The following is a 19768-nucleotide window of genomic DNA, read 5'->3' as shown; positions in this document are numbered from 1 at the left end:
TCCGCCGCGTAGGGCCGGGCGGAGCGGGTAGCCGCCCCAGCGGTGGGAGCGACCCCGAGGAGGCGCGATGACGGACGCGGTGGACGAGGCCGGCGCGGTGGACGAGGCGGGCGGGGCCTGCGTGCGCCTCCCGCGCCGCGTGAGGATGGACCGGGGCGCCGATCCCGGTCCCGTACTCGTCGAGGGGCCCGTCGAGGTGGTGCTCGACGACGGTTCCACGGCCCGCTCAGACCGCTGCGTCGTCGCGCTGTGCATGTGCGGCCGCAGCCGGATCTACCCGTGGTGCGACACCAGTCACCGCGCCCGCGGGCCCGCGAACCGGCAGCGGGAGCAGCAGGCCCGGGTCACGGAGTGAGCAGTGTCTTGATCATGCCGTCCTCCTTCTGCTGGAACATCGCGTAGGCCTTGGGGGCGTCTTCCAGCGGCATGGTGTGCGTGGCGAAACCCTGCACGCCCAGCGGGTCGGAATCGCCGCCGAGCAGCGGGAGGATGTCGGGCACCCACGCCCGTACGTTGGCCTGGCCCATCCTCAGCTGGATCTGCTTGTCGAACATCGTCAGCAGCGGCATCGGGTCCGCCGCCCCGCCGTAGACGCCCGACACCGACACGGTGCCACCGCGCCGCACCACGTCGATCGCGGTGTGCAGCGCTTCCATCCGGTCGATCCCGGCCCGTTCCATCAGCGGCCGGGCCAGGGCGTCCGGCAGCAGGGTGGTGATCCGCTGCGCCGCCGAGGCCAGCGGAGCGCCGTGCGCCTCCATCCCCACCGCGTCGATCACCGAGTCGGTGCCCCGCCCGTCGGTGAGGTCGCGGACGGCCTCGGCCAGGCCGGCCCCGTACTGCCGCAGGTCCATCGCGTGGACCCCGAACGAGGCGGCCCGCTCCAGCCGGGCCGGGACCAGGTCGACGCCCACCACCAGCCGCGCACCCCGGTGGAGTGCGATCCTCGCCGCCATCTGCCCGATCGGCCCGAGGCCGAGCACCGTGAGCGATCCGCCCGGCGGGACGGAGGCGTACTCGACGGCCTGCCACGCCGTCGGAAGCACGTCCGACAGGTACACGAACCGCTCGTCCGGCGGCCCCTGAGGCACCTTCACCGGCAGGGTGTCCCCGAACGGCACGCGCAGGTACTGCGCCTGTCCGCCCGGCACCTGCCCGTACAGCTTGGTGTAGCCGAAGAGCGCCGCGCCCTTGCCGTACTCCTTCACCTGCGTGGTCTCGCACTGCGAGTGCAGGCCCTGGTCGCACATGAAGCAGCGGCCGCAGGAGATGTTGAACGGTACGACCACCCGGTCGCCGTGGTGCAGCGTGGTGACCTCGGGGCCGACCTCCTCGACCGTGCCCATGGCCTCGTGCCCCAGGACGTCACCGGGCTCCAGATAGGGCCCCATCAGGTTGTACAGGTGCAGGTCGGAGCCGCAGATCCCGGTCGAGGTCACCTTCACGACGATGTCGTCCGGCTCCTCCAGCCGCGGATCCGGAACGCTCTCCACGCTCACCTTCCGTGTGCCCTGCCACGTCAACGCGCGCATCGCTATCGCCTCCAGAGGGACGGACTGCTCCGCGCCTGCCCGGACGGGCCCGCGACTATACGCGGCCGGACAGGGCAGATGTCCGGTGACCGCGAGGAGAGCCATGCGGCTGCGCACAAGTCACCCCGAGCGTCCCGGATACGGCCGCGTCCGCCACGGGCGGGGTTTCCGCTACCTGGACCAGGCGGGCGAGCCGGTCACCGACCGGGCGGAACTGGCCCGGCTGCGCGCCCTGGTGATCCCGCCCGCCTGGACCGACGTGTGGATCTGCCCGTGGCCGGGCGGCCACATCCAGGCCATGGGCACCGACGCGGCGGGGCGCCGCCAGTACCTGTACCACCAGCGGTTCCGGGAGCAGCAGGAAGCGGCCAAGCACGAGCACGTGCTGGACGTGGCGACGAGGCTGCCGCGGCTGCGCCGGGGGATCGAGACGGACCTCGGCGGCCGCGGCCTCGGCCGGGAGCGGGTGCTGGCCTGCTCGGCCCGCCTGCTCGACCTCGGCTTCTTCCGCGTCGGCGGAGTGGCGTACCGGCGCGACCACGAGGCCTACGGCCTGACGACCCTGCTGCGCGAACACGCCTCGTGCAGCCGCGGGGAAGTCTGCTTCCGCTACCCGGGCAAGGCCGGACAGCAGCAGACGCGCGCCCTGGTGGACCCCGGCGCCTACGCGGTCGTGCGGTCCCTGCTGCGCCGCCGCGACGACCGGCCCCAGCTGTTCGTCTACCGGCAGGGGCGCGGCTGGCAGGACGTCGCAGCCGCCGACGTGAACGGCTACCTGCGCAGCCGGGCCGGTACCGACATCACGGCCAAGGACTTCCGTACCTGGCACGCGACGGTCCTGGCCGCGGTGGCCCTCGCCGTGTCCGAGGGCGTCGCCCGGGACTCGCGGGCCCGGCGCGCGAGCGCTCAGGCCAGGGCCGTGCGCGAGGTGAGCACCTACCTCGGGAACACGCCGGCGGTGTGCAGGGCCTCGTACATCAACCCCCGGCTCTTCGAGCTCTACGCGAGCGGCGTGACGATCAGGCCGGTGCTGGACCGGCTCGGCCTGCACGTGGCGTACGGCCATCCGGCCACCCACGGCGAGGTGGAGGCGGCCGTCCTGGACCTGCTCGGCTGACCGGGCCGTCCGCCGGGCCGCCGGCAGCAGCCGGGCGCACGGCCCGTCGGGGCCGCGCACCGCTTCGGCGGTGCGGCCATGCCGGTGCGACATCCCGTCCCTCAGCGGCCGGGCCACGTACCGTCGCCGTCGGGCCCGCCCGCCGCCGTGGCGCCCGCCCCGTCGGTGGGGAGGTGGTACACCGCGAAGGCCCGGTCGATGACCGGCATGGCGACGTTGCGGACGCGGATCCCGCCCGCCGTCATGCCGTGCTCGGTGCCGCGGTGGGCGTGGCCGTGCACGGCGAGGTCCGCACCCGCTTCGTCCATCGCCTCAGCCAGGAGGTAGCTGCCCAGGAAGGGGTAGATCTCCAGCGGCTCGCCCGCCAGCGTGTCCGGCACCGGGGCGAAGTGGGTCAGCGCGATGCGCACGCTGCTGCCCGCGGCGTGCAGATCGCGCAGCGACCGGCTCAGCCCCTCGGCACAGCGCCGGGTGTAGCGGATGAAGGACTTCATCTCCGGCTCGCCGAACTCGCTGCCACTGCGTCCGGCGAAGCCCCCGCCGAAGCCCTTCGTGCCCGCGACCCCCACCCTGGTGCCCCCGATGTCCAGCATGACCCCGTCGCCTTCGAGCACATGGACCCCCGCCGCCGCCAGCTCCCGGACGACCTCCTTGTCCTGGTCGCTCTGGTAGTCGTGGTTGCCGAGCACCGCGACCACGGGCACCGGCAGCCCGGCCACCTCCCCGGCCACCACGCGGGCCTCCTGCGCCGTGCCGTGCCGGGTCAGGTCGCCGGCCAGCAGGAGCAGGTCGGCGCACTCCCCGAGGGTGGCGAAAGCCGGGCGCAGCCGGCCCTCGCTGCCCGGGCCCAGGTGGATGTCGCCGACGGCCGCGACCCTGATCATGACAACTCCTCGGCCCGGCCGGGCGGATCGGCCCGGTTGACGGTCAGATCCTCGTGCCACGCCAGCCCGGCCAGCTCCTCCCGGGCTATCCGCAGGATCTCCGCCCGGGTGTCGGCGCTGCTGACGCAGCCCGAGATCAGCGTGTGCGTGCCCCTGGCCTCGATCCGCAGCCCGAGCTCGGCGACGTCCTCGCGGGCGAGGCGCTCCAGGAGATGGGCGATGCGGTACTCGATGATGTCGTCCGCCGTCATGGCGTCGCCTCCGGGCGATCGATGACCCCGAGCCGCTCCAGAAGGTAGAAGAACGCGTCGGCCAGCGGGGCCGAGCGGTGGACCCGGCTCAGCCGGTCCCAGTCGATCTGTTCGCGCAGCATCCGGGCCATCGGCAGCAGGTCCCCGAAGTCGCAGTAGTGCTCGCACAGCGCGGCGAGACGGCTGTCCATGAGGTCGGTGGGCGCGAGGACGGGCATCCACACCGAGTCCACCGGCCGCAGTACGGCCCGCTCCAGCAGCTCCGTGTTCACGGGCCGCCGGGCGAGCTCGAAGATCAGGTCGATCTCCTCGCCGCCGGAGCGCCCCTTGACCAGCCAGTCCTCCGGCGCCTGGCGCATCGCGATGCCGCCGTCCTCCAGCGCCTTGACGGCCGTGTCCGCGTCCTCGGGCCGGACGCAGAAGTCCGTGTCGTGCTGGAAGCCGGCGGGCAGCCCGTGGGCGAAGGCGGCGACACTGCCGGCGAGGGCGAACGGCTGCCCGGACGCCTTCAACAGGGCGGCCACCCGCTTGGTCGTCTCCAGGATCGCCTGGGTGTGGTCCTTGGGCAGCCGACGCGTGTCGTCGACCGGAAGGTCCCGATCGGCCGGAAGCGCTGCCTTCTGCGTCATGCGGCACGCCTTACCACTCAGGCGCCCCCGAAACCTGGCGGCCCCCAAGACCCCCCGAAAGCCGGCGGGAGTGCGGATCTTCCCGACGGGTAGGCGCCCGGCATGTCCTACCCCATGATCGACAGCACTCTCTCCCTGCTCGCCCACGGCTACGCCTGGCTGCCCGACCTGCGGCGGCGCAGCCGCACCGGCGGCCCGGTCCGCGCCCGCCTGATGGGCCGGCGCGCCGTCGTCCTGCACGGCCCGCAGGCCGTGGAGTTCTTCTACGACGAGCAGCACGTGCGGCGTGAGGGAGCACTGCCGGGGCCCGTGCTGGACACGCTCTTCGGCCGCGGCGCCGTGCACACCCTCGACGGCGCGGCCCACCGGGCCCGCAAGGCGATGTTCGTCTCCCTGCTGATGTCCGCCGAGGGCGTCGCCGCCCTGGTGGAGCGGGTGGAGAGCCGCTGGCGCAGCGCCGTGGAGGACAGCCGGGGCCGCGAGGCGGTGCTGTTCGACGAGGCGGCCACGGTGCTCGCCGAGGCGGTGTGCGACTGGGTCGGCCTGCCCGTCCCCGAGGACGCGGCCCGCGAGATCGCCGAGGACTGCGTGGCCATGGTCGACGGCTTCGCGACCGCCGGCCCGCGCCACTGGAAGGCCCGGCGCGCCCGTGAGCGCCAGGAGCAGGCGCTGGCACGGACGATCGCCGACGTACGGGCGGGGGTACCGCACCTCGGCGGCCGTGACGGCGCCTTCACGCTGCCCGGCCCGCACCGCACCGTGCTGGAGGCGGTGGCCGACCACCGCGAGGCGGACGGGGGCATGCCCGGCCCGCGGACCGCCGCCGTGGAACTGCTCAACATCATCCGGCCCACGGTGGCGGTCGCCTGGTTCGCCGCCTTCGCCGCGCACGCCCTGCACCGCAATCCCGCCCTGCGCGAGCGGCTGCGCGCGGACGACGGCGCGTACGCCCGGGCCTTCGCCCACGAGGTGCGCCGCTTCTACCCCTTCGTGCCCTTCCTGGCCGGCCTTGCCGCCGGTGACCTGGACTTTTCCGGACAGCCGATCCCAGAGGGCACCCTCGTCCTGCTCGATGTCTACGGACACCACCACGACCCCGTCCTCTTCGAGCGGCCCTACCGCTTCGAGCCGGAGCGCTTCCTCGGGCGTGAGCCCGGATCCGCCGGGCTGATCGCCCAGGGCGGCGGTGACCCCCGCACCGGGCACCGGTGCCCCGGCGAGGACGTCGCCGTCGCCGTGCTGACGGCCCTGAGCGCCGCACTCGGCCGCCTCGACCGCAGCCCGGTGCCGGGGCAGGACCTCACCATCCCGCTGAACCGGATGCCCACCCGCCCGCGCAGCGGTTTCGTCCTCGGCCCCGCCGGCTGACGGCCCCGCCCCGCCGCCGACGGCCCAGCCCCGCCCCCGGACGGACCGGGGCGGGGCGGGGCCGTCGGGCGCTCGCGCTCAGGCGGCCACCGCGAGGGGCAGCCGCAGGGCGGAGTCCCCGCGCCGCCAGGCGCCGAGGAGGGCGCCGCCGAGGCGGTCCTCCAGCAGCGTCGTCGCCTGCGCGCCGAAGGCGACATCGGCCGCGAGGTGCGGCTCGTCCTCCAGGAGACCGGCGATGACCTCGCGGCGTACGAGCTGCTCGTGCACGGCGTCCGCCTCCACGTGCTCGGCGTAGAAGTGCTCGGCGGCGGCCCCGGCCCCCAGGCGCCGCATGGCCGCGGCCAGCCGGCGCGATCCGGGTGAAGAGGTCACCTCCACGCAGGCGAAGTGGCCCACCAGTGCCCCGCGCAGCGCACGGTGCAGCCCGAACAGGGACATCACGTTCGTCGTCGCCAGCGCCTCGGCAGGTGCCGCGTCGAGGTAGTGGCCGTACGCGGTGTCCAGCCGCAGGTCAGCCATCAGCTCGGCGAACAGCCGCGCGTGCACCCGCTCGGCCCGGCCGGCCCCGAACTCGTCGTACTCGACGGCGACCATCGCCGCCTTCGCCCGCCCGGTGAGCCGGGGGATCACCCAGGCGTGGGGGTCGGCTTCCTTCAGGTGGTACAGCGACCGCAGCGCCGCGTACTCGCGCATCTGCCACAGCTCGCCGTCGCGCTGGAGGAAGCCCGAGACGCTGTCCGTGTGGTCCACCGGCTCGACCAGCAACGCGTCGAAGACCTCCTCGACCCCGCCGCCCCGGGGCGTGTCCGCGCGCAACGCCTCCAGGAAGCGCTCCTCAAGCGTCCGGCGCAGGCGCAGCAGCTCCGGATCCCATTCCCGGGTCTCGTCCACTCCCGCGAAGCCGCGGTAGTGCAGTTCGTAGAGCACGTACAGGGCCAGCTGGAGGTCGTCCCCGTACGGGTCGGAGTCCGCCGTGCGCCCGGCCGCGCCCGCCGTGGCGGGGCGGTCCTCCAGGGAGGCCACGACGGCCCGGGACAGCGGGCCGCGGGGCTGTGGCAGGCGGGGCGGCTCGGCCGGACTCATCGGGTCTCCTCCGGGGTGCGCGAGGTACGGGGCCCGCGGCGCCCGGGGCCCGGGCGGGGGCGTTCGGCGCGGATGACCACCAGCTCCTCCGTCTCCTGGCGCGGCTCGACCAGCCCCTGGCTCCTGAGCCAGGGCAGCCGCGAGCGGAGCACCGGGCCGAAGGGGATGTGATCGCGGTCCACCACCTCGGCGTCCAGACCGGCCCGGCCGAGGGCCTCCAGGGTGGCGTCGGTGCCGCACAGCGCCGACTGCACGATCAGCAGGACGCCCCGCGGTTTCAGCAGCGAGGGCGCGGCCGCGCAGATCCCGTCCACGATGCGCCGCCCGTCGCGGCCGCCGTCCCAGGAGCGGGCCGGCCCGCGCCGGGGCAGCCGGTGGTCGGGGGCGGGCACGTACGGCGGGTTGCTGACCACCAGGTCGAACGGCCCTTCCGGCCGGGCCCGTTCGATCCCGCCGCGCCGCACGGTGATCGGCTGCCCGGCCCGCGCCGCGTTGAGCCGGGCGGTCAGCGCGGCCCGCCAGGAGACGTCCACCGCGGTCACCCGGGCACCGCCGCGCGCCGCCCGGAGTGCGAGCGCCCCGCTCCCCGTACCGATGTCCAGGACGTCCATGCCGGGGGCGAGTTCCGCGTCCAGGGCCCGGGCCAGCAGGTACGTGTCCTCCTGGGGTGCGTAGACACCGGGCAGCCGCCAGAGGCGGGCGAGGTCCCGGAACCGGCTGTGGCGGTCGAGTACGGTCGTCATGCGCACGCTCACCCCTTGCTCCCACCGGGCAGGAAGTCCTGGAGTTTCGCCTTGACGCCCTGCCGGACCATGGCGCCCCGGTCGCTGTCGCCATGGAGCACCGCTCCGGCGGTCGCCTTGACCTGGTCGAAGGTGGCGTGCGGCGGGATCGGCGGCACCGCCGGGTCGGTGCGGAAGTCGAGCACGAAGGGCCGGTCCGCGGCCAGTGCCCGGCGCCAGGCCGGCTCCACGTCCTCGGGGCGCTCGATCCTGGCGCCCCCCAGGCCCAGTTGGGCCGCGAAATCGGCGTAGCGCACGTCGGGCAGCTGCTGCGACTCCTCGAACTGCGGCATGCCCTCCAGGGAGCGCATCTCCCAGGTCACCTGGTTGAGGTCCCGGTTGTTGAGGACGGCGACGATCAGCCGGGGGTCGGACCACCGGTGGTGGTACTTGGCCACGGTGATCAGCTCCGCCATGCCGTTCATCTGCATGGCGCCGTCACCGACGATCGCGATCGCGGGCCGCTGCGGGAAGGCGAACTTCGCGCCGATGACGTACGGGACACCGGGTCCCATCGTCGCCAGGGTCCCCGACAGGGAGCCGCGCATGCTCCCGCGGATCCGCAGGTGCCGGGCGTACCAGTTGGCGGCCGAACCGGAGTCCGCGGCCAGGATGGCGTCGTCCGGGAGGAGCGCGTCCAGCGCGTGCACCACGTGCTCCGGGTTCACCGGGTCCGCGGGGACCTCGGCCCTGCGCTCCATCACCTCCCACCAGCGGGCGGTGGCCTGCTCGATCCCGTCCCGCCAGGACCGGTCGGCCTTCGGCTCCAGCAGCGGGACCAGCCGTTTGAGCGTCTCGGCGGCGTCGCCGACCACGTTCGTCTCGAAGGGGTAGCGCAGGCCCACCATCGACGGCTCGATGTCGATCTGCACCGCGCGCGCCTGGCCGAACTCGGGGAGGAACTGGCTGTACGGGAAGCTCGATCCCACCACCAGCAGGGTGTCGCAGTCGCGCATCATCTCGTACGAGGGCCGGGTGCCGAGCAGGCCGATCGACCCGGTGACGAAGGGCAGCGTGTCGGGCAGGACGTCCTTGCCGAGCAGGGCCTTGGCCACGCCCGCGCCCAGCAGTTCCGCGACCTGTTCGACCTCGGCCCGGGCGTGGCGGGCGCCCTGGCCGATCAGCATGGCGACCTTCTCGCCCGCGTTGAGGACCTGCGCGGCGCGGGCGAGGTCCTCGTCGGCCGGGACGGGCGCGAAGCGGCCCACGCCCTGGCTGGAGGGCACCATCTTGAACGCGTGGGTGGGCGCCTCGTAGGGCAGGTCCTGCACGTCGGCGGGCACGATGACGGCGGTGACGGTCCGCCGGGCCGTCGCGATGCGCAGGGCGCGGTCCAGCACGTTGGGCAGCTGCTGGGGGACGGTCACCATCTCGCAGAAGTCCGAGGCCACGTCCTTGAACAGGGCGAGGAGGTCCACCTCCTGCTGGTAGGCGCCGCCCAGTGCGGTCCGGTCGGTCTGCCCGACGATGGCGACGACGGGCACGTGGTCGAGCTTGGCGTCGTAGAGGCCGTTGAGGAGGTGGATGGCGCCGGGACCGGAGGTGGCCACGCACACGCCGGTGCGCCCGGAGTACTTCGCGTACCCCACCGCCTGGAGGGCGGCCATCTCCTCGTGCCGGGCCTGGATGAACCGCGGGTGGTCCTCCGCCCGCCCCCAGGCCGCGAGCAGGCCGCTGATGCCGTCGCCCGGGTAGCCGAAGACGTGCTCCACCCCCCATTCGCGCAGCCGGCCCAGCAGATGGTCCGACACCTTCATGGGGACTCCCTTCGCAACCGTCCGACCCGCCCGACCAGGTGGGTTTCCTGTAGCGCGGCTAACCCGTAACAAGCGCCACAAACGCACGCCGCCGAACGGGGCCTTGGTCACCGAATGGATGACGCAGGGATTGTCATCGTTTCGATGACGTGCTACAACGGAGGCATCTGGAAGCGCATGGGCAGTACTGCCTGAACCGACCGGAGGTGTTTGACGATGCTGATGCGCACCGATCCGTTCCGCGAGCTCGACCGGCTCACCCAGCAGTTGACGGGGTCGACCGGCACCTGGTCGAAGCCGTCGATCATGCCGATGGACGCGTACCGCGAGGGCGATGTGTATGTGATCGCATTCGACCTGCCCGGCGTGTCGACCGACGCCATCGACATCGACGTCGAGCGGAACATGCTGACCGTCAAGGCCGAGCGCCGGCCGACGGCGAAGGCCGGGGACGTCCAGATGGAGCTCTCCGAGCGGCCGCTGGGTGTCTTCTCGCGCCAGCTCATGCTGGCGGACACCCTCGACACGGAGCACATCCAGGCCGACTACGACGCGGGTGTCCTGACCCTGCGCATCCCGATCGCCGAGCGGGCCAAGCCGCGGAAGATCGAAATCGGCAACACCGGCGGACGCAAGGAGATCCGCGGCTGACCTGCCGCCGCCGATCCCCAGCCGACCGTCGCAGCCGGCCCGGCCGGGCCACCCGGACCGCGCCGGCCGGCCCACCGGACGGCGCAGGGCGAGGGGCCACCTCCCTCCGGCAACCCCGCCCTGCGCTCGAACCCCACCGAGGGCGGCACCATGGCCATGCACCGCGATGCGTTCCTCGACCGCGTACAGGAACGCGGCGCATACGACACCGCTTACGAAGCCGACCGAGCGGCCCGAGTGGTCCTCGCGCTGCTCGGTGCCCACCTGGTGGGCACGGACCGCACCGAACTGGCGGCCTGCCTGCCGGAAACCTATGCCCTGATCCTGCTGAACCCCCTGCAGGCAGCGGAACCGCTCTCCCCCGAGCGGTTCGTCCGCGCCACGGCGGCCTGGATCGACGGCGCCACCGAGGAAACCGCCAAATGGGACGTGGGTGCGGTGCTCAGTGTGGCGGCCGAGGCCGCCGGCGAGGACCTCACCCGGCGGCTGCTGCTCCAGCTGCCGCCCGGCTATGAGCTCCTCTTCGGACACGTCCGGGCCGGCTGACCCGGCCCGCCCCCCCGTCCGTGCCCGCGGCCCGAGCGCCGTGGGCACGGTCACGAGTCGGTCGCGGCCCGCTGCATGGACTCCTGGAACGCCGCCATGCAGGGCAGGCAGTGGCGGTCCGTCTCGGCGTTGCCGCCGGGCCGGAGAGGCTGGCCGCACAGCGTGGCGGAGTGGTCGCGGGCGACGACGTGCCACACCAGGCCACTTCCCGTGACAGCCTCACCGACGTGCATTTCGTACATGTGAGTCTCCGTGGGGGTGGACAGCACTTCCTCCCACGAAACCAGCGCCCGCCCGACCCGGCCCGGCGGGTGGTCCACGCGGGTGATCCCGCCCACCGCCGAGCCCCCCCGTCCCCGGACACAAAAAAGCCCCGGTGCAATTGACGCCCGGGGTATTTCTCTGGGTATATTTGATGTTTCAAGCCACGTTGGAGCGCGGCATGAAAAAGCATTACGGGGACACTGTATCGGGTCGGGAGTGGAATTGTCAAACGAGGAATTCCGTGGCGAGCAGAAATTCATCGACGAGCTCTACGCACGTCTCGACGACCTGCGCGACCAGGCCGAACGCGCTGTACGAGGAGCCCTGGGGGAGCAGGGGACCGGCCTCCAGGCGCGGTTGGAGCGGGATGTGCTGGTCGCCGAGCAGTCGGGTCTGCTTTCCGCGCTGAACTCGGGGGAGACCGGTCTCTGTTTCGGCCGGCTGGAGTTCTCCGACGGCCAGGACCACCACATCGGCCGCATCGGAATCAGGCAGGACGACGCCGAGCGCACCCCGCTCGTACTCGACTGGCGCGCCGACGTCGCGCGCCCGTTCTACCTCGCCACCGGACATTTCCCCATGGGACTGCGCCGACGCCGGCACATCACCACCCGCGAGCGGCAGGTCACCGCCCTGCACGACGAGATCCTGGACCTCACCGACACCGAACGCACCGGTTTCGAGGGGGCTGCGGCGGACGCCGTCCTGCTCGCCGCGCTCGACTCCGCCCGCACCGGCCGCATGCACGACATCGTGCAGACCATCCAGGCGGAGCAGGACCACATCATCCGCTCGACGCACCGCGGCGTGCTGGTCGTCGAGGGCGGACCCGGAACGGGGAAGACCGCGGTCGCCCTGCACCGGGCCGCCTACCTCCTCTACGCGCACCGCGAACTGCTCGCCAAGCGCGGTGTGCTGATCGTCGGACCGAACCCCGCCTTCCTGGGCTACATCGGCGAGGTGCTCCCCGCGCTCGGCGAGACCGGGGTGCTGCTGGCCACCGTCGGCGAGCTGTTCCCCGGCATCCGGGCGACCGCCACCGACCGGCCCGGCGCCGCCGCGGTCAAGGGCCGTGCCGAGATGGCCGAGGTCCTCGCCCAGGTGGTGCGCGACCGGCAGGCGCTGCCGGAGACCGTCCCCGCGGGCAGCGGCGAGGACAGTGCGACGGTGCCCGAACCGGCCCTGGAGATCGACCATGACGACTACGGGACCCTGCTGCTGGACCGCACCATGGCCTACGAGGCCCGCGACCGGGCCCGCGCGACGGGGCTGCCGCACAACCTGGCCCGCCCCTACTTCGCCTTCCGCGTCATCGACGCCCTCACCGAGCAGCTCGCCGACCGGCTCGGCGCGGACCCCTACGGCGGCCCCAACCTGCTGGGCCCCGACGACCTCGCCCAGCTCGGCAAGGAGATCGCGACCAGTGCCGAGGTGCACGCCGCGATCGACAGCCTCTGGCCGCCCCTGACCCCCCGTCAGCTGGTCTCGGACTTCCTCGCCGAGCCCACCCATCTCGCCCCGCACGACGCCGAGCTGATCCGCCGCGACCCCGGCGGCGCCGACGACTGGACGCCCGCCGACGTCCCGCTGCTCGACGAGGCCGCCGAACTGCTCGGCATCGACGACAGCGCCCAGCGCGCCGCCGAGGAACGCGAGCGGCTGGAACGCATCGCCTACGCGCAGGGCGTCCTGGACCTCTCGCAGGGCTCGGAGTCGTACGAGTTCGAGGACACGGAGAACGAGTACCTCGCCGCGCACGACATCATCGACGCGGAGCGGATGGCGGAGCGGCACGAGGAGGCCGACCACCGCAGCACGGCCGAGCGGGCCGCCGCCGACCGCACCTGGGCCTTCGGGCACGTCATCGTCGACGAGGCGCAGGAACTGTCCGCGATGGCCTGGCGGCTGCTGATGCGCCGCTGCCCGACACGCTCCATGACCCTCGTGGGAGACCCCGCCCAGACCGGCGACGAGGCCGGCTGCGGCTCGTGGCAGCGGATCCTGGAACCGTACGTCGGCAACCGCTGGGAGCTGGTGCGGCTCGGCGTCAACTACCGCACCCCCGCGGAGATCATGGATCTCGCCGCCGCCGTGCTGCGCGCCCGCCACCCCGGCTTCGAACCGCCGCGCTCCGTACGGTCAACGGGCCGGCGCCCCTGGCTCCGGGCCACCGCCTCCACCGGAGAACTCGCCACCGCGGTGGCCGAGGCGGTCCGCGAGGGCACCCCGGCCGAGGGCAGGCTCGCTGTCATCGCACCCCGCCCCCTGCACACGGCGCTCGCACAGGCGCTCCCGGACGTACGGGCGGGGGAGGAGCCGGACCTCACCCGTGCGGTGGTCCTGCTGGAGCCGCGCCAGGCCAAGGGCCTGGAGTTCGACTCGGTGATCGTCGTGGAACCCGCGGACCACCAGCCGAGCGACCTCTACGTGGCCCTGACCCGGGCGACCCAGACCCTCGGGGTGGTGCACACGGGCAGCCTGCCCGAGGGGCTCGCGGTCTAGAGGCCGGGGGGCCGGCCGGCCCCGGCTCAGACGGCGGCGGGCGCCGGGGCGGACAGGCCGTGGCTTGCATGCAGGCCTTCGAGGATCTCCAGCCGCCGCCGGCTCTCCTCGTCCAGCGGTACGTAGGTCACCAGACGCGGCCCCGCCGCCGGGCCCAGCCACAGATTGGTGTGCTCCAGGTGCAGCATCCCGACCTGCGCGTTGCGGATGTGCTTCGCCTTCCCGGCCTGGGTGACCACCTCGTGGCGCGCCCACACCTCCCGGAACTCCGCCGAGGCCGCCTCCAGCCGCTTCAGCAGGGCCTTCCACGCGGGCTCGGCCAGGTGCTCGGCCATCGAGGCCCGGAACTTGGCCGCCATCGTCCGGCCCACCTCGGCCTCGTCGACGAGGGCCGCACGCCAGTCCGCGTGGGTGAACATCAGCCACAGGCAGTTGCGGTCCTCGGGCGGCACCGCGTCCAGGTCGCACAGCAGCCGCCCGTACGTCGTGTTGTACGCGAGGATGTCGTACCGGCTGTTCTGGATGCAGGCCGGGACGGGCGACAACTGGTCGAGCATCGCCCGCAGGGCCGGGGTGACGCTCGGGCAGGGCGCGTACGGCGTCGGGTCGGTGCTGCCGGCCAGGGCGAACAGGTGGGACCGCTCGCTGGAGTCCAGCAGCAGCGCGCGGGCGAGGGCGTCCAGGACCTGCGGGGACACCTGGATCTCGCGGGCCTGCTCCAGCCACGTGTACCAGGTGACGCCGACGGCGGAGAGCTGCGCGACCTCCTCGCGGCGCAGCCCCGGGGTGCGGCGCCTGGGGCCGCGCGGCAGCCCGACCTGCTCCGGGGTGATCCGCTCGCGGCGGCTGCGCAGGAACTCGGCCAGCTCGTGCCGGCGGACGTCGGTGGCCGGTGCGACAGTGGTCATGGGCTCCAGGGTGCCGCACCCCTGATCCCGTTGCCAGGTAGTCCTGGTACCAGGATGAGGAGACTCTGGTACCAGGCTGGGCGCCGGGGCATCGTCGGGGTCGTGACCGAAACGACCGTACGCACGTCCCGCGCGTCCCACCCGTCCACCGCCGCTGCCCCGGAGGCAGCGGTCATCGGCCCGCTCGGGCTGTTCACCGTGCTCCTGGGCGCGGCGCTCCCCCTGATCGACTTCTTCATCGTCAACGTGGCGCTCCCCGCCGTCGACGCCGACCTCGCGGCGGGTCCCGCGCTCCTGGAGCTGGTCGTCGCGGGCTACGGGGTGGCCTACGCCGTGCTCCTCGTCCTCGGTGGCCGCCTCGGCGACACGGCCGGGCGCCGGAGGCTGTTCCTGATCGGCATGGCCGCGTTCGGGGCCACCTCGCTGGCCTGCGGCCTCGCGCCGACCGCCTGGACTCTGGTGGCGGCACGGGTCGCCCAGGGGGCCGCGGCGGCGCTGATGCTGCCGCAGGTGCTCGCCACCATCCAGGCCACCACCCGGGGACCGCGCCGGGCCCGGGCGATGAGCCTGTACGGGGCGACCGCCGGGCTGTCCATGGTCGTCGGTCAGATCCTGGGCGGCGTCCTGGTCGCCGCCGACGTGGCCGGCTCCGGCTGGCGCTCGGTGTTCCTCGTCAACGTTCCGGTGGCCGTGCTGGGCCTGGTGCTCGCCGTCCGGGCCGTCCCGGAGACGCGTTCGGACCGGCCGGCGTCGGTCGACGTGCCCGGCACGCTGCTGCTCGCCCTGTCGCTCGTCTGCCTGCTGCTGCCGCTGACCGAGGGACGGGCCGCCGGATGGCCCCTGTGGACGTGGGTCTCGCTGGCCCTGGTCCCGTTCGCGGCCGCCGCCTTCTACCTGACCGAGCGCCGCGCCGACCGGCTGGGCCGCACTCCGCTGGTCCCGCCGAGCCTGCTGCGCCTGCAGTCGCTGCGCCGGGGACTGGTGATGCTGGTGCCCTTCTCGATCGGCTTCAGCGGCTTCATGTTCGTGGTCGCCGTGGTCCTCCAGCAGGGCCTGCGTAAGGGTCCGGTCCCGGCGGGGCTCGCGCTCGTGCCGATGGCGCTCGCCTTCTTCGCCGCCTCGCTCGCCGGGCCCCGGCTGGTCGGCCGGTTCGGAAGCCGCGTGGTCACCGCGGGCGGGGTGATCCAGGCCGTCGGCATCGCCCTGCTGCTGCTCGCGCTCCGCGGCGACTGGACGGGCCTGGGCCTGGGCGAGCTGGCGCCCGGAGTCGCCGTCGCCGGCCTGGGGCAGGGTCTGCAGCTGCCGGTGCTGATGCGGCTGATGCTCTCCGACGTGCCGGCCTCCCGGGCCGGGGTCGGCAGCGGAATCATGATCACCGGTCAGCAGTCGGCGCTCGCCCTGGGCGTGGCGACGCTGGGCACCCTCTTCCTCTCCCTGACCCCGGCCCACGGCATGCGCGACGCGTTCACCGTGACCCTGCTGGTCCAGCTGGCGATGGTCGGCGCGACGGTGCTGCTGAGCCTGCGCCTGCCACGCGTGGTGCGGTGAACCCGGCCTGAGCGGGGTCAGGGCGCAGGCTCCGTACCGCCCGCCTGCGGCGTCCTCGGGGCGGCGCGGCCGGCCCGGCACCCAGACCGGCATCATCCGCTCGATTCCGATCTGGGCGAGCGGGCTCACGATCCGGACGCCGAAGGCGGCGGGCGCCCCGTCGAGCATGCCCCCACGCCACGGCTCCCCGACCCAGGGGCCGACGACCACCCAAGTCGACGTGGCGGGTCGGGGGTGCGGAGGGGTCCGGGGGTCGGTGACGGGGGTGGATGCTGTCGGGATCGGTCCCGGGAGGGAGGACTTGGTGGGCGGTGGTCGGAACCTGCGAGAAGAGGGGGGCCGCCGGGCTGGTCCGTAGCGGTCCCTGAAGGCGGAGACGGGGGCGGGATGAGGGCCTGCGGGAGCGGGGGACCCGGCGGTGGCTGGTGACGGGCACGGGCCCGCCCCGTACCGTCACCGGGCCGGACGCCCCCTCTTCTCGCAGGTCCCCACCACCGGCCGACCGCACCTCCCTCTCGGGGCCGGTCCGGGCCGGCGCCCAACGCCCCGGCCACCCCCCTCACGGGGCCGGTCCGGGCCGGCGCCCGATGCCCCGACCGCCCCCTTCCGGGCCCGGTCCCGGCCGGGGATCTGGGCCCCCGTCGTATCCCCTTGCGCAACCGGTCCCGGCCGGCAGGCAGCACCGCACCCGCCCCCCCCGGACGAACACGCCATCGGCGCGGGCATGTTCGGCCCGGCAGGGCGCCCGCACGGCGTGACGGTGGGTGCGCGGGCCGTCCTGGCGGCCGTCGCAGGCCTGGTTTGCGCAGTGGGGCCGGGGGCAGGCGCCGGGCGAATGCACGGGTGAGGGCAGGGACTGGAGGTCCTGATGGCGACGAGCACGCTCATTGCGATCATCGTTCCCGTCGTGGTGGTACTGATCGCCCTCGCGGTGGGCCTGTGGCTGATGTCGCGCCGACGGCACCTGCGGGAGCAGTTCGGACCGGAGTACGACCGCACGGTCGAGGCCGAGGGCGGCCGGATGGCCGCCGAGCGCGAACTGCGGGCGCGGGAGCAGCGCCACGAGAAGCTGGAGATCAAGGAACTGCCCCCGGCACGCCGCGAGCAGTACGCCAACGACTGGCGGGAAGTGCAGGAACGGTTCGTGGACCGCCCGGCCGACTCCGTGGGCGAGGCCGACGAGCTGGTGACCCGGCTCATGCGCGAGCGGGGATACCCGACCGACGGCTACCAGCACCAGCTGCGGGACCTGTCCGTCGACCACGGCCGGACCCTGGAGCACTACCGCGCCGCCCACGAGGTGAACGTACGCAGCAGCGGGGGACAGGCGACGACGGAGGAGCTGCGCGGCGCCATGGTGCACTACCGCGCCCTCTTCCAGGAACTCCTCAGCGAGGAAGGAGGGCGATGACATGCACGTGAACGACGACGCGGCCGACCGGCCCGGTGAGGGCGGTCTGACCACCGAGAACCTGGCCCACCCCGACAAGGAGCGGGACACGGCCGTCTACCCCGGCGAGGCGACGGCAGGCTGGGGCACGGGCGAGGCCACGGGTGCCGACGCCGGCGAAGAAGAAGGGGACACCGGCGCGCAGACCGGGGAGGCCGAAGCGGCCGACGAGACGGGCGCCGGCGCAACCACCGCACGGGACACCGGCGCGGAGCAGGACGAACCGCTGCTGGCCCGGGACGAGGCCGAGCGGTTCCAGACCGAATGGAGCGAGATCCAGGGGCGGTTCGTCGACGAACCCCAGGAAGCGGTGAGGGCCGCGGACACCCTCGTCGCCGAGGTGATGCAGACCCTCGCCCAGACGTTCAACTCGCACAAGCAGGACCTGGAAGGCCAGTGGACCCGCGGCGAGGAGGTCGCCACCGAGGAGCTGCGGCTCGCACTGCAGCGCTACCGCTCCTTCTTCACGCGCCTGCTCAAGACCTGAACGCCAGGCAGCGCACCGAGATCCGCCGCGCGCCCGGCCGGGACACGGAAACCTCCGGTCCCCCGGGCGCGCATCCATACCCGTGGCCGTCCGGGGTAGGCGCCGGACATGAACACACGACGGATGGTTTCCACACTCGGCGCCCCGGCCCGCACCAGCGCGACGGGACCCGGCCCGGTCCTGGCCGCCGTGGAACGGCTGGAACAGGCGCCGCAGGCCGACGCGTTGATCGGCGCGATCCGCCGGGCGGTACGGGCCCTGCCCCTGGGGGAGGCGCGCGACGTACTGCACGGCCGTCCCCTCGGCCACCCGGCCCACCCCCTCCTCGTCCAAGTGCCGATCGGCACCTGGCTCTCGGCGGCGGTCCTCGACCTGCTCCCCGGCCAGCGGCGCGCGGCCCACGCCCTCGTCGGTGCCGGGCTGGCCGCCGCGGCTCCCGCCGCGGTCGCCGGCTGGACCGACTGGGCCGAGCTGCCGCCCGAACAGGCCCGGGTCGGCCTGGTGCACGCACTCGCCAACTCCGCCGGGGTCCTCCTCTACGCGAGCTCCTTCGTGGCCCGGACCCGCGGGCGCGTCTGGCGGGGCAAGGCGCTGGCCATGGCGGGACTCGCCGCGGTCGGGGTGGGCGGGGCACTCGGCGGGCACCTCGCCTACCGGCAGGCCGCGGGGGCGAACCACGCCGAGGAGGTGGCCCACCTGGTGGATGAGGGCTGGCACCGCCTCGGACCCGTCCCGGACTTCGCGGTGGGGCGGGCGGTGCGCACCTCCGTCGACGGAGTGGACGTGCTCGCCGTGCGCGAGGCGGGGGGCGGGATCCGCGTGCTGGCCGAACGCTGCGCCCACATGGGCGGACCGCTGTCCGAGGGGGAGATCGCCGACGGCTGTGTCCGCTGCCCCTGGCACGGCAGCCGCTTCCGCCTCTCCGACGGCTGGAACGTCGAAGGGCCCGCCACCGCCCCCCAGCCCGCCTTCGAGACGCGGATCGTGGACGGACACGTCGAGGCCCGGCTGCTCCGCTTCCACGAGTCGCGCCCGCGGAGCTGAGCCGCCGGGGCGTCCGCCCGCCGAGGAGCCGGGAGCCTAGGCGTCCGCCCGCCCACCGGGCCTGCAGGTGGCTCGGCCCGCAAGGCCTACAGGTGGCTGCTGCTGCGGCCCGGCTCGGCCATCCGCCGGTGCAGGGCCGCCTTCGCTCGGACGGGCAGGGCGTGCGCGGCCAGCTCCTGGCCGCGGGTGCGCAGGGAGCCCGCCACCACCTGGGCCCGCCCCGCCATCAGCGCCTCGTACGCCTGCCGGGCCACCACGCCCGGGTCGTCCTTGCGGGACCGGCCGATCCGCGTGTTGAGCAGGCCCGCCCGTACGAAGAAGTGCGTGTCCGTGGGGCCCGGCAGGAGCACCGTCACCGTGACCCCGGTGCCCTCCAGCTCGGTGCGCAGCGCGAGTCCGAGCGAGTGCAGGAACGCCTTGGAGGCGTTGTAGACCGCGTGGAAGGGGCCCGGCATCCCGGCCGCGACGGACGAGGTGATCAGCAGGCGCCCCTCGCCCTGGTCCCGCATGTCCTCCAGCAGCCGCCGCGCCAGATGGACCGTGGAGACGATGTTGACGTCGATCACGCGGGCCAGATCGGCGAGATCGGTGTCCAGGAAGGCGCCGCCCCGCCCGATCCCGGCGTTGAGGACCACGGCGCCGATCCGCCGCTTCCCGGCCCGGACCTCCTGGACGAGCGTCTCGGCGCCGTCGAAGGTGGCCAGGTCCGCCCGTACGGCCCGGACCTGCTCCGTATGGACCGCCAGCCGCTCCGCCGCCGCGTCCAGCGCCGCGTCTTCGGCGTTGACGAGGAGGTCGTGGCCGTGCAGGGCGAACTCCCGGGCCAGCTCGAAGCCGATCCCGGAGGAGGCGCCGGTGACGACCGCCAGTGGACGCGCGGTGTTCATGCGCGGCGCCTACCCCCGCCGGGTTGCCGCTACGCCGGCCCGTTGCGGCTCGCCGTCTTGCCGCTCGCGTCCGGCCGC

At 73.9% G+C, this 19768-nt stretch carries 20 protein-coding genes; 10 read left to right on the top strand and 10 right to left on the bottom strand.

The window, feature by feature from the left end:
• The first annotated feature begins 145 nt into the window (after window positions 1-145).
• Entirely contained in the window at window positions 146-355 is a 210-nt protein-coding gene (locus tag ABZ128_RS25905; protein ID WP_356851254.1) for a CDGSH iron-sulfur domain-containing protein, read from the top strand.
• Here the strand turns inward: ABZ128_RS25905 and ABZ128_RS25900 are convergent.
• Window positions 345-1532: a zinc-dependent alcohol dehydrogenase gene (locus tag ABZ128_RS25900; RefSeq protein WP_356851216.1), complete on the bottom strand. Its 1188-nt coding sequence runs from the start codon at window positions 1530-1532 to the stop codon at window positions 345-347. The genes ABZ128_RS25905 and ABZ128_RS25900 overlap by 11 nt on opposite strands.
• Window positions 1533-1635: 103 nt before the next feature.
• On the opposite strand from ABZ128_RS25900, the gene ABZ128_RS25895 reads away from it, so the two are divergent.
• Entirely contained in the window at window positions 1636-2649 is a 1014-nt protein-coding gene (locus tag ABZ128_RS25895) for a DNA topoisomerase IB (protein WP_356851215.1), read from the top strand.
• Window positions 2650-2750: 101 nt separating this feature from the next.
• On the opposite strand, the gene ABZ128_RS25890 is transcribed toward ABZ128_RS25895, so the two are convergent.
• The 3 genes from ABZ128_RS25890 to ABZ128_RS25880 are packed head-to-tail and all read right to left on the bottom strand — an operon-like array spanning window position 2751 to window position 4413.
• Complete coding sequence (locus ABZ128_RS25890) at window positions 2751-3533, bottom strand: metallophosphoesterase (RefSeq protein WP_356851214.1); 783 nt, start codon at window positions 3531-3533, stop codon at window positions 2751-2753.
• Window positions 3530-3784, bottom strand: a complete 255-nt coding sequence (locus ABZ128_RS25885; protein WP_356851213.1) for a hypothetical protein — start codon at window positions 3782-3784, stop codon at window positions 3530-3532. The genes ABZ128_RS25890 and ABZ128_RS25885 overlap by 4 nt, the downstream gene beginning before the upstream one ends.
• Complete coding sequence (locus tag ABZ128_RS25880; RefSeq protein ID WP_356851212.1) at window positions 3781-4413, bottom strand: nucleotidyltransferase family protein; 633 nt, start codon at window positions 4411-4413, stop codon at window positions 3781-3783. Before ABZ128_RS25880 ends, ABZ128_RS25885 begins: the two co-directional genes overlap by 4 nt.
• A gap of 102 nt (window positions 4414-4515) precedes the next feature.
• Here ABZ128_RS25880 and ABZ128_RS25875 point away from each other — a divergent pair, with 102 nt between their 5' ends.
• Window positions 4516-5781: a cytochrome P450 gene (locus ABZ128_RS25875; protein WP_356851211.1), complete on the top strand. Its 1266-nt coding sequence runs from the start codon at window positions 4516-4518 to the stop codon at window positions 5779-5781.
• Window positions 5782-5859: 78 nt separating this feature from the next.
• On the opposite strand, the gene ABZ128_RS25870 is transcribed toward ABZ128_RS25875, so the two are convergent.
• From ABZ128_RS25870 to ABZ128_RS25860, 3 genes are read right to left on the bottom strand one after another with little or no spacing between them, the layout of a single operon-like run.
• Window positions 5860-6864: an iron-containing redox enzyme family protein gene (locus ABZ128_RS25870; RefSeq protein ID WP_356851210.1), complete on the bottom strand. Its 1005-nt coding sequence runs from the start codon at window positions 6862-6864 to the stop codon at window positions 5860-5862.
• A complete protein-coding gene (locus ABZ128_RS25865; RefSeq protein ID WP_356851209.1) occupies window positions 6861-7607 on the bottom strand; it encodes a HemK2/MTQ2 family protein methyltransferase in 747 nt (248 codons plus the stop codon). Before ABZ128_RS25865 ends, ABZ128_RS25870 begins: the two co-directional genes overlap by 4 nt.
• 8 nt (window positions 7608-7615) lie before the next feature.
• Window positions 7616-9403, bottom strand: a complete 1788-nt coding sequence (locus ABZ128_RS25860) for a thiamine pyrophosphate-requiring protein (RefSeq protein WP_356851208.1) — start codon at window positions 9401-9403, stop codon at window positions 7616-7618.
• Window positions 9404-9619: 216 nt separating this feature from the next.
• On the opposite strand from ABZ128_RS25860, the gene ABZ128_RS25855 reads away from it, so the two are divergent.
• Window positions 9620-10054 (top strand): Hsp20/alpha crystallin family protein, encoded by a 435-nt coding sequence (locus tag ABZ128_RS25855; protein WP_356851207.1) that lies wholly within the window; start codon window positions 9620-9622, stop codon window positions 10052-10054.
• Between the two features lie 150 nt (window positions 10055-10204).
• Window positions 10205-10600 carry a DUF2267 domain-containing protein gene (locus tag ABZ128_RS25850; protein WP_356851206.1) on the top strand — a complete coding sequence of 132 codons (396 nt, stop codon included), beginning with the start codon at window positions 10205-10207 and terminating at the stop codon, window positions 10598-10600.
• A gap of 50 nt (window positions 10601-10650) precedes the next feature.
• Here the strand turns inward: ABZ128_RS25850 and ABZ128_RS25845 are convergent, their stop codons facing one another.
• Entirely contained in the window at window positions 10651-10842 is a 192-nt protein-coding gene (locus tag ABZ128_RS25845; protein ID WP_356851205.1) for a hypothetical protein, read from the bottom strand.
• A 244-nt stretch (window positions 10843-11086) separates the two neighbouring features.
• Here ABZ128_RS25845 and ABZ128_RS25840 point away from each other — a divergent pair, with 244 nt between their 5' ends.
• Window positions 11087-13366, top strand: coding sequence for an ATP-binding domain-containing protein (locus ABZ128_RS25840; protein WP_356851204.1), 2280 nt, complete (start codon window positions 11087-11089; stop codon window positions 13364-13366).
• Window positions 13367-13392: 26 nt separating this feature from the next.
• Here the strand turns inward: ABZ128_RS25840 and ABZ128_RS25835 are convergent, their stop codons facing one another.
• On the bottom strand, window positions 13393-14274 hold the full coding sequence (locus ABZ128_RS25835; protein ID WP_356851203.1) for a helix-turn-helix transcriptional regulator: 882 nt from the start codon (window positions 14272-14274) through the stop codon (window positions 13393-13395).
• Between the two features lie 54 nt (window positions 14275-14328).
• Here ABZ128_RS25835 and ABZ128_RS25830 point away from each other — a divergent pair, with 54 nt between their 5' ends.
• From ABZ128_RS25830 to ABZ128_RS25815, 4 genes are all read left to right on the top strand, one after another.
• On the top strand, window positions 14329-15822 hold the full coding sequence (locus ABZ128_RS25830) for an MFS transporter (protein ID WP_356851202.1): 1494 nt from the start codon (window positions 14329-14331) through the stop codon (window positions 15820-15822).
• Between the two features lie 868 nt (window positions 15823-16690).
• Complete coding sequence (locus tag ABZ128_RS25825) at window positions 16691-17233, top strand: hypothetical protein (RefSeq protein WP_356851201.1); 543 nt, start codon at window positions 16691-16693, stop codon at window positions 17231-17233.
• Window position 17234: 1 nt separating this feature from the next.
• Window positions 17235-17759: a hypothetical protein gene (locus ABZ128_RS25820; RefSeq protein ID WP_356851200.1), complete on the top strand. Its 525-nt coding sequence runs from the start codon at window positions 17235-17237 to the stop codon at window positions 17757-17759.
• 123 nt (window positions 17760-17882) lie between these two features.
• Window positions 17883-18803, top strand: a complete 921-nt coding sequence (locus ABZ128_RS25815) for a Rieske (2Fe-2S) protein (RefSeq protein WP_356851199.1) — start codon at window positions 17883-17885, stop codon at window positions 18801-18803.
• Between the two features lie 86 nt (window positions 18804-18889).
• On the opposite strand, the gene ABZ128_RS25810 is transcribed toward ABZ128_RS25815, so the two are convergent.
• Window positions 18890-19690, bottom strand: coding sequence for an SDR family NAD(P)-dependent oxidoreductase (locus ABZ128_RS25810; protein WP_356851198.1), 801 nt, complete (start codon window positions 19688-19690; stop codon window positions 18890-18892).
• Between the last annotated feature and the right edge of the window lie 78 nt (window positions 19691-19768).

The sequence above is a fragment of the Streptomyces sp. NPDC006326 genome (assembly GCF_040612915.1).
Taxonomy (GTDB): domain Bacteria; phylum Actinomycetota; class Actinomycetes; order Streptomycetales; family Streptomycetaceae; genus Streptomyces.
Note: the sequence above shows the minus strand (reverse complement) of the source record. Positions and strands in the feature narration are given on the sequence as shown.

Bases quoted from the DNA above. Each gene is read 5' to 3' on its own strand.
- ABZ128_RS25885 (WP_356851213.1), bottom strand. From the start codon at position 3,784: ATGACGGCGGACGACATCATCGAGTACCGCATCGCCCATCTCCTGGAG.
- ABZ128_RS25835 (WP_356851203.1), bottom strand. From the start codon at position 14,274: ATGACCACTGTCGCACCGGCCACCGACGTCCGCCGGCACGAGCTGGCC.
- ABZ128_RS25895 (WP_356851215.1), top strand. From the start codon at position 1,636: ATGCGGCTGCGCACAAGTCACCCCGAGCGTCCCGGATACGGCCGCGTC.
- ABZ128_RS25825 (WP_356851201.1), top strand. From the start codon at position 16,691: ATGGCGACGAGCACGCTCATTGCGATCATCGTTCCCGTCGTGGTGGTA.
- ABZ128_RS25815 (WP_356851199.1), top strand. From the start codon at position 17,883: ATGGTTTCCACACTCGGCGCCCCGGCCCGCACCAGCGCGACGGGACCC.
- ABZ128_RS25905 (WP_356851254.1), top strand. From the start codon at position 146: ATGGACCGGGGCGCCGATCCCGGTCCCGTACTCGTCGAGGGGCCCGTC.
- ABZ128_RS25810 (WP_356851198.1), bottom strand. From the start codon at position 19,690: ATGAACACCGCGCGTCCACTGGCGGTCGTCACCGGCGCCTCCTCCGGG.
- ABZ128_RS25820 (WP_356851200.1), top strand. From the start codon at position 17,235: ATGCACGTGAACGACGACGCGGCCGACCGGCCCGGTGAGGGCGGTCTG.
- ABZ128_RS25830 (WP_356851202.1), top strand. From the start codon at position 14,329: ATGAGGAGACTCTGGTACCAGGCTGGGCGCCGGGGCATCGTCGGGGTC.
- ABZ128_RS25860 (WP_356851208.1), bottom strand. From the start codon at position 9,403: ATGAAGGTGTCGGACCATCTGCTGGGCCGGCTGCGCGAATGGGGGGTG.
- ABZ128_RS25855 (WP_356851207.1), top strand. From the start codon at position 9,620: ATGCTGATGCGCACCGATCCGTTCCGCGAGCTCGACCGGCTCACCCAG.
- ABZ128_RS25850 (WP_356851206.1), top strand. From the start codon at position 10,205: ATGGCCATGCACCGCGATGCGTTCCTCGACCGCGTACAGGAACGCGGC.
- ABZ128_RS25880 (WP_356851212.1), bottom strand. From the start codon at position 4,413: ATGACGCAGAAGGCAGCGCTTCCGGCCGATCGGGACCTTCCGGTCGAC.
- ABZ128_RS25890 (WP_356851214.1), bottom strand. From the start codon at position 3,533: ATGATCAGGGTCGCGGCCGTCGGCGACATCCACCTGGGCCCGGGCAGC.
- ABZ128_RS25865 (WP_356851209.1), bottom strand. From the start codon at position 7,607: ATGACGACCGTACTCGACCGCCACAGCCGGTTCCGGGACCTCGCCCGC.
- ABZ128_RS25875 (WP_356851211.1), top strand. From the start codon at position 4,516: ATGTCCTACCCCATGATCGACAGCACTCTCTCCCTGCTCGCCCACGGC.
- ABZ128_RS25900 (WP_356851216.1), bottom strand. From the start codon at position 1,532: ATGCGCGCGTTGACGTGGCAGGGCACACGGAAGGTGAGCGTGGAGAGC.
- ABZ128_RS25845 (WP_356851205.1), bottom strand. From the start codon at position 10,842: ATGTACGAAATGCACGTCGGTGAGGCTGTCACGGGAAGTGGCCTGGTG.
- ABZ128_RS25870 (WP_356851210.1), bottom strand. From the start codon at position 6,864: ATGAGTCCGGCCGAGCCGCCCCGCCTGCCACAGCCCCGCGGCCCGCTG.